This is a genomic window from Castellaniella sp., assembly GCF_034675905.1.
In the GTDB taxonomy this organism is placed as follows: Bacteria; Pseudomonadota; Gammaproteobacteria; order Burkholderiales; family Burkholderiaceae_B; genus Castellaniella.
On sequence record NZ_JAUCCV010000001.1, the window covers coordinates 85,488 to 98,074 of the forward strand.

General features: G+C 65.1%; 12 protein-coding genes. 11 read left to right on the forward strand and 1 reads right to left on the reverse strand.

Annotation, left to right across the window (positions count from 1 at the left end; translation table 11 throughout):
• Positions 1 to 61 precede the first annotated feature (61 nt).
• Positions 62 to 817, reverse strand: coding sequence for an SDR family NAD(P)-dependent oxidoreductase (locus VDP79_RS00420; protein WP_323016261.1), 756 nt, complete (start codon positions 815 to 817; stop codon positions 62 to 64).
• Between the two features lie 153 nt (positions 818 to 970).
• Here VDP79_RS00420 and VDP79_RS00425 point away from each other — a divergent pair, with 153 nt between their 5' ends.
• The 11 genes from VDP79_RS00425 (at position 971) to VDP79_RS00475 (ending at position 12,583) form a co-directional block, all read left to right on the forward strand.
• Positions 971 to 1,888, forward strand: a complete 918-nt coding sequence (locus VDP79_RS00425; RefSeq protein ID WP_323016262.1) for an AraC family transcriptional regulator — start codon at positions 971 to 973, stop codon at positions 1,886 to 1,888.
• Between the two features lie 43 nt (positions 1,889 to 1,931).
• On the forward strand, positions 1,932 to 4,583 hold the full coding sequence (gene leuS / locus VDP79_RS00430; protein WP_323016263.1) for a leucine--tRNA ligase: 2,652 nt from the start codon (positions 1,932 to 1,934) through the stop codon (positions 4,581 to 4,583).
• Positions 4,584 to 4,588: 5 nt separating this feature from the next.
• Entirely contained in the window at positions 4,589 to 5,221 is a 633-nt protein-coding gene (lptE, locus tag VDP79_RS00435) for an LPS assembly lipoprotein LptE (RefSeq protein ID WP_323016264.1), read from the forward strand.
• Positions 5,222 to 5,224: 3 nt separating this feature from the next.
• Complete coding sequence (gene holA / locus VDP79_RS00440; protein WP_323016265.1) at positions 5,225 to 6,271, forward strand: DNA polymerase III subunit delta; 1,047 nt, start codon at positions 5,225 to 5,227, stop codon at positions 6,269 to 6,271.
• Between the two features lie 25 nt (positions 6,272 to 6,296).
• A complete protein-coding gene (locus VDP79_RS00445; protein WP_323016266.1) occupies positions 6,297 to 7,565 on the forward strand; it encodes a glutamate-5-semialdehyde dehydrogenase in 1,269 nt (422 codons plus the stop codon).
• 1 nt (position 7,566) lies between these two features.
• Positions 7,567 to 7,983, forward strand: a complete 417-nt coding sequence (locus VDP79_RS00450) for a CopD family protein (protein WP_323016267.1) — start codon at positions 7,567 to 7,569, stop codon at positions 7,981 to 7,983.
• A 5-nt stretch (positions 7,984 to 7,988) separates the two neighbouring features.
• On the forward strand, positions 7,989 to 9,611 hold the full coding sequence (locus VDP79_RS00455; protein ID WP_323016268.1) for a THUMP domain-containing protein: 1,623 nt from the start codon (positions 7,989 to 7,991) through the stop codon (positions 9,609 to 9,611).
• 117 nt (positions 9,612 to 9,728) lie between these two features.
• Positions 9,729 to 9,914 (forward strand): hypothetical protein, encoded by a 186-nt coding sequence (locus tag VDP79_RS00460; protein WP_323016269.1) that lies wholly within the window; start codon positions 9,729 to 9,731, stop codon positions 9,912 to 9,914.
• A gap of 153 nt (positions 9,915 to 10,067) precedes the next feature.
• A complete protein-coding gene (locus tag VDP79_RS00465; RefSeq protein ID WP_323016270.1) occupies positions 10,068 to 10,589 on the forward strand; it encodes an RDD family protein in 522 nt (173 codons plus the stop codon).
• Positions 10,586 to 11,512 (forward strand): Hsp33 family molecular chaperone HslO, encoded by a 927-nt coding sequence (locus tag VDP79_RS00470; protein ID WP_323016271.1) that lies wholly within the window; start codon positions 10,586 to 10,588, stop codon positions 11,510 to 11,512. The genes VDP79_RS00465 and VDP79_RS00470 overlap by 4 nt, the downstream gene beginning before the upstream one ends.
• A 102-nt stretch (positions 11,513 to 11,614) precedes the next feature.
• A complete protein-coding gene (locus VDP79_RS00475; protein WP_323016272.1) occupies positions 11,615 to 12,583 on the forward strand; it encodes a hypothetical protein in 969 nt (322 codons plus the stop codon).
• Positions 12,584 to 12,587 lie beyond the last annotated feature (4 nt).

A 12,587-nucleotide genomic window follows, 5' to 3' on the forward strand; every position in this document is an offset into this window, starting at 1 on the left:
CCCGGACTGTCTCACTGGTTTCACCAGATCCCCGCCTTCGAGCGGGGATTTTTTATGGGCGTCAGATGCTCTGCCCGCCCGAGACCTCGATACGCTGGGCCGTCAACCAGCGATTGGCGGGGTCCAGCAGATTGGCGATCATCGGCCCGATATCATCGGGCACGCCGACACGCCCCAAGGCGGTGACCGCGGCAAACTGATGGTTCAGATCGGGCATATCGCGGACTGCGCCGCCCAGGAAATCCGTTTCGATCGCGCCGGGGGCGACGGCATTGACCGCAATCCCCCGGCTGCCCAATTCTTTTGCCAGATACAGGGTCAGGATCTCCACTGCGCCTTTGGCTGCCGCGTAGGCGGAAAACCCCGGCACCGCAATCCGCGTCAGGCCGGAAGACAGCGTCACGATACGGCCGCCATCAGCGATAACCGGCAACAGCGCCTGCGTCAGGAAAAACACACCTTTGACGTGCACATTGAACAAGCCATCGAACTGCGCCTCGGTGGTTTGCGCAAGAGGCGCCATCTCACCGTGGCCGGCATTGTGGACCAGATGATCAAACGTATCCCGCTGCCAGCCTTCGCGCAAGGCTGTGCGCACGGTATCCGCAAACGCGGGGAAAGCGGAAAGGTCTCCCAGATCCAGCGGCAAGGCGACGGCCTTGCGGCCCAGGGCTTCAATCTGAGCGGCGACGGCATGCGCTTCGTCTGCGCGATGACGATAGGTCAGGATCACATCCCCGCCCTTGCGGGCGATATGCAACGCTGTGTTATGGCCCAGTCCGCGGCTGGCGCCGGTAATGAGAGTGATGGGAATCATGGTGGCAATACTCCTGGAACAGACAATGAAAACAAGACATTCATTGTCCGCACTCCCCGCTGCCTATCATGGCCGGATTCTGGACAATATTTGCCTGATCCTACAAAATAAGGATGTCTCAGCAAAGCTTCCCCCAGGACCTTATCCGCCCCGATGCCTGCACTTCTGGATCTCGTCAGCCGCTATACGCGTCGACACGCCGACTGTCACGGCATCGCCCGCACGCCGATTCCCGGCCTGCAGGCCATCCGCGCCACGACGCCCAGCACACTGAACTACGACATTTACCGGCCGTTGGTCTGTCTGGTGCTTCAAGGACGCAAAGAGGTCGCTCTGGGGACGGAAATCTTTTCCCTGTCAGCGGGGAATTCCCTGCTGATCACGGCGGACCTGCCTACGCTCAGCCGGATTACGCAGGCCAGTCCCGGTGCGCCCTACCTGGCGCTGGCGCTGGAACTTGATCTGGACATCATCGACCAACTGGTCCGGCAGATGCCGACGCAGCCGTCGTCCTTCCGCCTGATGCCCATCCAGTCCGATCCGACAGAGGCTGAAACCGCCGATGCCGCCTTGCGGCTGATGCGCTTGCTTGATCGTCCAGAAGCCCTGCCGATCCTATCCCCCCCGATCATCCGCGAAATACACTACTGGTTGCTGACCGGCAGACACGGCGCAGCCATCCAGAGACTCGGCAGGCCAGGCAGTCACGCGCACCGCATCGCCCGCACCGTCGCTCTGTTGCGCACCGAATACGCCCGGCCGCTGCCGATTGACCATCTGGCGGCCACGGCCGGCATGAGCCCGTCTTCCTTCCACCATCATTTCCGCCAGACGACATCCCTGTCGCCCCTGCAGTTCCAGAAGCACCTGCGCTTGATCGAGGCCCGGCGGCTGATGCGTTCCGAAGGGTTCAATGCCAGCAGCGCCGCCTATGCCGTCGGCTACGAAAGCGTCTCGCAATTCACACGCGAATACGGACGCCTGTTCGGCCTGCCGCCCGCGCAGGACTCACGGCGGCCAGTACACAGCCCCACACAGCCCAATAGAGGCGGCGCTGTTTGCACCCTATAATGTCTGGCTGGCCCTTTCCAACATCCATTATCCAGACAGATCCATGCAGGAACGCTACATCCCGAACCAGGTTGAATCCGCCGCCCAGGCCCATTGGCGCGAAGGCGACGTCTATCGCGTCACCGAACACGCCGCCAATCCCGACGGATCTCCAAAACCCAAGTTCTACGCCTGCTCGATGCTGCCCTACCCCAGCGGCAAGCTGCACATGGGCCACGTGCGCAACTACACCATCAATGACATGATGACCCGCCAGTTGCGCATGCGCGGATACAACGTGCTGATGCCCATGGGTTGGGACGCCTTCGGCATGCCGGCCGAAAACGCCGCCATGAAGTCCGGCGTACCGCCGGCCAAGTGGACCTACGACAACATCGCCACCATGAAAAAGCAGATGCAGGCGATGGGACTGGCCATCGACTGGTCGCGCGAAATGTGCGCCTGCGACCCGTCGTACTACAAATGGAACCAATGGCTGTTCCTGAAGATGCTGGAAAAGGGCATCGCCTACCGTAAAACGCAGGTCGTCAACTGGGACCCGGTCGATCAGACCGTGCTGGCCAACGAACAGGTCATCGACGGCCGCGGCTGGCGCTCCGGCGCCCCGGTCGAAAAGCGCGAGATCCCCGGCTATTACCTGCGCATCACCGACTATGCGGAAGAACTGCTGGACACGCTGGATGACGGCCTGCCCGGCTGGCCCGAGCGTGTGCGTCTGATGCAGGAAAACTGGATCGGCCGCAGCGACGGCGTGCGCTTCGCCTTCCGCCACGACATCCGCGACGCGGACGGCCAACTGATCCAGAACGGCTTGCTGCATGTGTTCACCACCCGCGCCGACACCATCATGGGCGTCACGTTCTGCGCTGTGGCCCCGGAACACCCGCTGGCGACCCGCGCGGCACAGGGCAAGCCCGAGCTGGCCGCCTTCATCGAGTCCTGCAAGCAGGGGGGGACCACCGAAGCCGAGCTCGCCACCCGCGAAAAAGAAGGCCTGCCGACAGGCCTGTTCGTCACCCACCCGCTGACTGGCGAGCCTGTCCCTGTCTGGGTCGGCAACTACGTGCTGATGAGCTATGGCGACGGCGCTGTCATGGGCGTGCCTGCTCACGACGAACGCGATTTCGCCTTCGCCCGCAAATATGGCCTGCCCATCCATCAGGTGATCGGCGCCCAGGGGCAGACCTGGTCCGACGCCGCCTGGCAGGACTGGTACGGCGACAAACAGATCGGCCACACGGTCAATTCCGGCAAATTCGACGGCCTGACCACGGCGCAAGCCATCCAAGCCGTCGCTGCCGACCTGACCGCCCTGGGCCTGGGCGAACTGCGCACCACCTGGCGCCTGCGCGACTGGGGCATTTCCCGCCAGCGCTATTGGGGCACCCCCATCCCCATCATCCACTGCGCCGACTGCGGTCCTGTGCCGGTCCCCGAAAAAGACCTGCCCGTCGTCCTGCCCGACGATCTGGTGCCCGACGGCAGCGGCAATCCGCTGGCCAAACACGAAGGCTTCCTGTCCTGCCACTGCCCGTCCTGCGGCAAACCGGCGCGGCGCGAAACCGACACCATGGACACCTTCATCGATTCGTCCTGGTACTTCATGCGCTACACCTCGCCCGGCAACGACCAGGCCATGGTGGATGCCCGCAACGATTACTGGATGCCGATGGACCAGTACATCGGCGGTATCGAACACGCTGTGCTGCACCTGCTGTATGCGCGTTTCTGGACGCGTGTCATGCGCGACATGGGCATGCTGAAATTTTCCGAGCCCTTCACGAAACTGTTGTGCCAGGGCATGGTGCTCAACCACATCTATTCACGTAAGAACGCACGCGGCGGCATCGAATATTTCTGGCCCGATCAGGTCGACAACATCACCGACGACAAAGGCGCCATCACCGGCGCCCGCCTGAAGTCCGACCAGTCCCCGGTGGACTACGGCGGCATCGGCACCATGTCCAAGTCCAAGAACAATGGGGTAGATCCGCAATCCCTGATCGACGGCATGGGCGCCGATACCGCGCGCCTGTTTGTCATGTTCGCCAGCCCGCCGGAACAGACCCTGGAATGGTCGGAATCCGGCGTGGACGGCGCCCACCGGTTTCTGCGCCGGATCTGGTCGTTCTGCCAGACGCAGCAGAATGCGCTACGCGGTCACCTGAACCCGGCCGCCGATTGGACCAGCCTGGACGAGACCGCTGCCGCTTTGCGCCGCGCCATCCACGGGCTGCTGAAACAGGCGGACTACGACTACCAGCGCATCCAGTACAACACCGTGGTGTCCACGGCCATGAAGATGCTCAATACCCTGGAATCCGCCGCCCAGGCGGGAGTAAGCGGCCCGGCGCTGGCGGAAACCACATCCATCCTGCTGCGGGTGCTGTACCCGGTGGTGCCTCACGTCACCTGGCAGCTATGGCGCGACCTGGGCTTCGCCGACGCGCTGGGCGACCTGCTGGATGCTCCCTGGCCCGTCGTGAACGAGGCCGCCTTGCGCGCCGACACAGTGGAACTGGTGCTGCAGGTCAACGGCAAAGTCCGCGGGCAGCTCAGCGTACCCCAGGACGCCGACAAAGCCGCCATCGAAGCCCTGGCGCGCACTCACGAAGCCGTAGGCCGCTTCCTGGAAGGCCGTGACCCGAAACGCGTGGTCGTCGTCCCCGGCCGCCTGGTCAACGTCGTCGGATAAGCGCCATGGCCCTCTTTCCTGCTCTTGCCCGCCATTTGCGCCTGACTCTGGGGCTGGCATGCCTACTGGCGCTGGGCGCCTGCGGCTTTCACTTGAAAGGGGCCACCCCGCTGCCCTTCCACAGCATCTACACCAACATTGATCCGGATTCCGCTTTCGGCGTGCGCCTGCAGCGCACGATCCAGGCCAATTCGCCGGACACGCGCTTTATCCGTGATCGCGCACAGGCGGACGTCTATCTGCACCAGATATCGGAAAACGAGCGCCTGCGCCAACTGTCGATCGACGCCGAGGGCCGGGTCGAGGAATACGAGTTGAACCTGGATTTCACTTTCCAGCTGCTGGACAAGGCCGGCCATGTGCTGCTGGCCCCGACCACGCTGCACAGCACGCGTGAACTGCCCTACAACGACCGCATCGTCCAGGCCAAGGAAAGCGAGATCACCCGCACCTTCAAAGATATGCGCGACAAGCAGATCGATCAGATCCTGCGTCGTCTCAGTTCTCCCGAGGTCCAGGCCGCCTATCGCAATTCGGGCGAGCGGCCCGTCGTCCCGATCCCCGACAGCAGCATCCAACGCAGCAGCCAGGGCAGCCAGACCGGCGGCCTGACCGGCTCCGGCAGCATGCCCTACTGAGCGATGTCCAGCCGCACGCCCGACGCCGATCAGATCATCGAACAGTTCGCGTCCGGTCATGAACTGCCGCCGTGCACCGTACTGTCAGGCGACGAAATCCTGCTGCTGACCGAAGCCGCCGACGCCTACCGCGCCGCCGCCACGCGCCTGGGCTGCAGCGAACGCACCCATCTGGTGATGGACGCCCGCAGCAACTGGAGCGAAGCGCTGATGGCGGCGCGCAACACGTCCTTGTTCGGCGACCTGCGCATGGTCGAAATCAGCCTGCCCACCGGCAAGCCCGGCAAAACGGGCGCCGACGCCCTGCAGTCCTTGACCGACATGGCGGCCCAAGGGCAGCTGCCCGACGTCCGTATCCTGATCCGCTTGCCCGCACTGGACTGGGCCACGCAAAAAGCCAAATGGGTCCAGGCCCTGAAAAAACAGACGGTGTGGATCGACGTGCCGACCATCGCGCGTGCGGCCCTGCCCCGCTGGATCGCCGGGCGCCTGGCGCGCCAGAACCATACGGCGGACCCCGACACGCTGGCCTGGCTGAGCGACAAGGTCGAAGGCAATCTGCTGGCTGCCCACCAGGAAATCCAGAAACTGGCCCTGCTGCACCCGGCCGGTCCACTGACACTGGATCAGGTCCAGGCTGCCGTGCTGAACGTGGCCCGCTACAATCTCTATGATCTGCGCGACGCGATGCTGGCCGGCCAAGCCGACCGCGCCCTGACGGTCCTGAGCGGCTTGCGCGCCGAAGGCGAAGCCCTGCCGCTGGTCTTGTGGGCCGTGGGCGAGGAAATCCGCATCCTGACGCGCATCAGCGCCGACGCCAATCCCGATAGCGCCCTGCGCACCTACCGTATTTTCGGGCCGCGCGAACGGCTGGTGCGCCAGGCGTTGCAGCGTGTCCCGGCCCGGGCCTGGCCTCCCGCGCTGCGACACGCCCACGAAGTCGACCGGCTGATCAAGGGCATCCCGGTGGCTGGTCTGCTGCATGACCCTTGGGATGAATTGGCCCGGCTGGTCCTGCGCATCGCCAGCGCCGGCGCCCGTCGCCCGTAAAGCGCCTTCTTTTGACTGAACCGCCATGAACGCACCCGATTCCGCTTTCTCTTCGCTAGAAACCCTGGGCCGCCAGGCCCGTCAGGCCGCGCGCCACATGCGCACCGCATCCGGCGCGGCCAAGTCCGCCGCCCTGCTGTCCATGGCCGATCAATTGCAAAGCCGCCGGTCCTGGCTGCAAGCCGAAAACGAACGCGACCTGGAAGCCGCCGCCCAGCGCGGCCTGGAGGCCCCGCTGATGGACCGCCTGCGCCTGTCCGACAAGGCGCTGGACACCATGGCCGCAGGGCTGGCGCAGATCGCCGCCATGCCCGACCCCATCGGCGGCCTGAGCGAAACCGTGATCCGCCCCAACGGCATGCGGGTCGCCCGCATGCGGGTGCCGCTGGGGGTGATCGGCATCATCTATGAATCCCGTCCCAACGTCACCATCGATGCGGCGGCGCTGTGCCTGAAATCGGGCAATGCCACCATTCTGCGCGGCGGCAGCGAAGCCTTTCACTCCAACCAGGCGCTGGGCGGCATCATCCAGGCGGGCCTGCAGGCCGCCGGGCTGCCACCCCAGGCCGTGCAGATGGTGGGCACCACCGACCGCGCCGCCGTGGGCGAAATGGTGACGCTGACCGACTACATCGACGTCATCATCCCGCGCGGCGGCAAAAGCCTGATCGCCCGGCTGGCGGCTGAATCCCGCGTACCGCTGATCAAGCACCTGGAAGGCAACTGCCACGTTTACATCGATCGCGCCGCCGACCCGGATCGCGCCCTGGCCATCGCCATCAACGCCAAGACCTACCGCTATGGCATCTGCGGCGCCATGGAAACCTTGCTGGTGCATGCCGACGTCGCCGCGTCATGGCTGCCCCGGGCCGCCGCCCGCTTCACCGAACTGGGGGTGGAACTACGAGGCTGCCCCCGCGCCGCCGCCTTGATGCCTGGGGCCATCCCGGCCACGGACGAGGACTGGGCCACGGAATTCCTGGCGCCCATCCTGGCCGTGCGCGTCGTCGATTCGCTGGACGAGGCCATGGACCACATCGCCCGTTACAGTTCCGAACACACGGAATCCATCGTGACCGAAGACCTGGCCGCCGCCCAGCGGTTCCAGCGCGAAGTCGACTCCAGTTCCGTCTACGTCAATCTGCCCACCTGTTTTTCCGACGGCTTCGAATACGGCCTGGGGGCGGAAATCGGCATTTCCACCAACCGCCTGCACGCCCGGGGCCCCGTCGGCCTGGAAGGCCTGACGATCCAGAAATGGGTGCTGGCCGGCGAAGGCCAGTTGCGAGGCTGACATGCTGTGGGTCAAGACCTTTCATATCCTGTTCGTGGTGTCCTGGTTTGCCGGCCTGTTCTACCTGCCGCGCATCTATGTCAATCTGGCGCAGGCCGATGACCCGGCTGTGCGCGCCTCCCTGCTGGGCATGGCCGCCCGCCTGTACCGCTTCATGACGCCGCTGGGCGTGCTGGCGCTGATCCTGGGCAGCGTCCTGTGGCTGCATTACGGCATCGGCCAGGGCCAGGGCTGGCTGCACGCCAAGCTGCTGGCCGTGCTGGGGCTGATCGTCTTTCATCTGGCCTGCCGCCAGCACCTGCGGACCTTCATCGCCGGGACCAACCGGCACGGTCACCGATACTTCCGCTGGTTCAACGAGATCCCGGTGCTGCTGCTGCTGCTGACCCTGATTCTGGTGGTCGTCAAACCTTTTTAAACGCCATGAACGATTCCACCTCTCGCAAGACCCTCAGCCTGAAACCCAAGGCCGGTGCGGCCAAGTCCGCACCCGCCGACGAGGAACCCCGCAAGCGGTCCGGCGCCCGCGCCCGCCAAGCCGCCATACAGGAACGCGCCCAGCAGGCGCGGGGGGAAGCCCCGGCGCCCGCTCAGGAAACGCCTGCCGTGCGCCGCCCGAGGCGCGACGAATACCGGCCAGGCGCGGATACGGAACGCCCCCGCCGTCCCCGCCCCGCCGGGGATCGAGCGGCTAGCGATCGACCTGCCGGTGATCGACCTGCCAGGGGCCGGCCTGCTGATGATCGGCCCCGCGCAGACCGCCCCTTCCGGGCGCGGGATACCGACAGGCGCCACGAGCGGACCGAGGCTCCCAGAAGCGACAGGCCTGCCCGTCACGCGGACGCCACCGATCAGCCGCACATTCAGCGCATCCCCCGCACACCGCGCGCGCCCCGCATCGCCGAAACTTTTCAGGTCTTCGCCCCCTGCCCGCATGGCTTGGAAGAAGCCCTGTCACTGGAATTGCAGGCCCTGGGCTATGAGGGCGTCGCTGCCGGACGCGCCGGCTGCCATTTCCAGGCCGACTGGACCGGCGTGCTGCGGGCGAATCTGTATTCCCGGCTGGCAACCCGTATCCTGGTGCAGGTCGCCCAGGCCGACGTCCATACCGAAGACGACATCCTGATGCTGGCCCGCCAGACCGAATGGGAACGCTGGTTCGGCCCGGAACATTCTCTGCGCGTGGATACCTCCGCCATTCACAGCCCCATGCGCAGCCTGCAGTACTGCAATCTGCGGGCCAAGGACGGCATCTGCGACCGCTTGCGCGAACGCGAAGGCGCCCGGCCCGACATCGACACCGTGCGGCCCGACGCCCGCGTCCACCTGTTTCTGAACGAACGGCAGGCGACGCTGTACCTGGACGTGTCCGGTGAATCGCTGTTCAAACGCGGCTGGCGTCTGGACAAGGGCGAAGCCCCTTTGCGCGAAAACCTGGCAGCCGGCTTGCTGGCGCTGTCGGGCTGGATGCCGGAAGCGCCCTTGCTGGATCCTTTCTGCGGCAGCGGCACCATCCTGATCGAAGCCGCCTGGATCGCCCTGGGCGTGCCACCCGGCATCTGGCGGCCTTTCGGCTTCGAGCGGCTGCGCCCCCACGATGCGCGGCGCTGGCGCGACCTGAAGGACGACGCCCGCGCCCATATTGCGCCCCGGCTGGATCAGCCTCTGGTCGGCAGCGACCTGGATCCGGCAGCCATCGAGGCAGCCCGCGCCAACATCGACCGGGCGCACCTCAGTCCGGATAGCATCCGGTTCGAGATCTGCGACGCCCGTCACCTGCCGCCCCCGGCGGAATCCGGCTGGATCGTCACCAATCCGCCCTACGGCGAACGACTGGGTGATCACGAAGCCGACCTATGGCCGCAATGGGCCACTCAGCTGAAACAGCGCTACGGGGGCTGGCAGCTGAATGTCATCACCAGCGATCTGGATCTGCCGGGACAGCTGCGGTTGAAGGCCAAGCGCCGCCACCCTTTGCATAACGGCGCACTGGATTGCCGCCTGTTCCAGTTTGACCTGGTATCGGCAGGCTACCGGGATCGCTAAAGCCTTTTTACAACAGCCTGCTGCTTGCCTGATGGGATAGCTTGCTTTTTGACTAGGGAAAACCCTATAATAGGGTTAACCCGAGCGAAACGCTCTTTTCACGCAAAGAGGCTTGCTATGAAAAACCTGAACTCCGACATCCGCCTGACCGACGCCCTGGAACGCCAACTGCTGGCGCAAGCCATTGAAGCGCAGCAAGCATACGATCTGGATCGCGCCTTCAAGCGGCTGTTTCAAAAGGTCGCCAGCTTTTTCAAAGCCCCCAAGGCTCGCGTGCACACGACAGTGAGCACCGCCCACTGATCGCGCTGACCCTCTCAGGGTTTTGCCGCAAGGCCGCCTGAATCAGGCGGCCTTTCTCTTGTCTGCAAGCAGCCGATGCGGCAACGCGACCTTCACTCCATGCGGCGGCCCACGGCGTGGGATAATGGAGCGCTTTTTCGCCTGCCCACTGCCATGTCAGACACCTGCACTCAACCTTCCGTTCCCATCGCCCCGTCCCGCCTGCGCCGTTTTGCCTGCATGATGTACGAAGGCGTACTGCTGTTTGGCGTCATCTTCCTGGCCGGCTATCTATTCGATACCCTGACGCAAAGCCGCAATGGCATGATGCTGCGTCATGCCCGGCAGGGGTTCCTGTTTCTGGCCATGGGCGTGTATTTCCTGGCCTGCTGGCGGCGCGGCGGCCAGACGCTGCCGATGAAGACCTGGAACATCCGCCTGACCGACCGCGGCGGCCAGCCGCTGCGCGGCACACGCATGGCGCTGCGCTATGTGCTGCTATGGCCGCTGCCGCTACTGACCGCACTGCTGATCGGCGGCCTGTCCCGGGCCATCGGCTGGCCTTCGCTGGACCTGCTGATCGTTGCAGCGCCCTTTTCGATTTTCATCTGGACCTGGTTCGATCCCCAAAGGCAATTCCTGCATGACCGGCTGCTGGGAACCGAACTGCACGATCTACGACTGCCCACACCATGAGCGATCTCCTGAAGAAATACCTGACCACCGACCACAGCACCCGCATCCAGGCTTTGCGCCTGGATCAGGCCTGGCAAACCGGCCTGGCGCACCAGGACCTGCCGCCCCGGGTCGCCGGACTGCTGGGCGAATTGGCCGCCGCCGCCGTGCTGCTGGCCAGCAACATCAAGTTCGACGGCTCGGTCGTGCTGCAATTGCAAGGCAACGGCCCTGTACGCTTGATCATGGTGGAATGCACCGCAGACCTGGCGCTGCGGGCCACCGCCCATGTGCAGGAATCTGCCGAGATCCCTGATACGACGTCCTTGCAGTCGCTGCTGAACCCTGATGGCCAGGGCCGCTTCACCGTGCTGCTGGACCCTGCCGGACGCCAGGAAGGCGCTGCCGCCTACCAGGGCATCGTCCCCCTGGAAGGCGATACCGTCGCCGCCGCGCTGGAATACTACATGAAGCATTCCGAGCAGCTGGATACCCGGCTCTGGCTGGCCGCCGACGGAACCCGCTGCGCCGGATTGCTGCTGCAGCGCATGCCGGGCAAGACCGCCGCCGATACCTCCGCCGCCGACACGGCCGACGCCACCTGGGCGCACTGCCAAACCCTGGCCGATACGATCCAGCCTGCCGAACTGCTGGCGGACACCCCCGACACCCTGATCCACAAGCTGTTCTGGGAAAACGATCTGCTGGCTTTTCCTGACCAGGCGGTACGCTGGCATTGCCCCTGTACGCGCGAACGCGTCGCCGACATGCTGCGCAGCCTGGGACAGGCAGAAATCGATTCCATCCTGGCGGAACAAGGACACATCCATATTGCCTGCAATTTCTGCGGCAAACCCTACGAGTTCGACGCCGTGGACTGCACCAGTCTGTTCCTGAAACCTGCCGATCAACTGCAGGCGCCGGGTTCGGATTCCATCCACTGAAGCCCGCGCCTGCTTTGTCATAGCGGGGTTTCCAGGCTGCCCTGTGCAGCCGATCCGGGCCATACTGCCCCTCATCCCTTCACAGGCACGAGGCAGGCCCTCATGGCGCGCTATCCGGCAACTCCGACCGCACATTCCAGCACCCGCCTGACACGGCTACCCGCCGCCAAGCCATCCCAATGCGGCGCTGGCATGGCCGGTTTTCTGGCGGTGCTGATCCCCATCCTGAGCCTGGGCATGGGGGGCGTCGAACTGGCGCACTGGATGAGCCTGCGCCAAACGCTCAGCCTGGCCCTGATGGATGCCGCCCGCGCGGGCGCCACCCGCCAGGCGCGTCCCCAGGCCATCGCAGATGCCTTTGAACAAGGGCTGCGCCAGCTCTACATCCAGCCTGCCGCCCTGACGCATGCACTGCAAACCCGACGGCAGCGATTGGGCGCGCCCTGGCGGATTCACATCCTGCAGCCTGCACCCGCCGCCTTCCGAGATCATGCCGACGCATCCCTGAACGGCCCGCGTCAGCACCCGGGACAAGCCTTGATCCGCAATGATTACCAGGCGCAGCAACAGGCGCGCCGCATCCGCCAGGGCTGGCCCCAGGGGCGCGGGCCGCAATCGGACGCAACGATCTTTCAGGCCAATACACTGCTGATGGATCTATGGTGGCCGCAAGCACCGATGCTGCCCGGCGTGGCCGCGATCGTCCGCGCTCTGGCGCCGATACACGGCGACCCTATCGGCCGGCAGATGATGCAAAGCGGCTATCTGCCTTTTCGGCGGCGCATCCGCATGGTCATGCAATCCCATCCGGCAGCGTGGCCGGATCTGCCCGATGGGCGGGTGCGGCACGCGGCGCCCGCAGATGCATCCGGCGATCTTCAGGCGGGATCACCACCAGGCATCACGCCCATCGATCCCCATAGGGAACTTCCAAGCCAGCCGCCCGAGCAGACGAGCCCCGGCGCCGCGCCGGAAACGCCCGCCTACCCGCCCCAGGCCGATCCGCCGGATGCACCAGGAAGCGGCGACCAGAAAGCCGGCGGCGAAGCCCCCGGCATCTGCACGCCCTGACGAT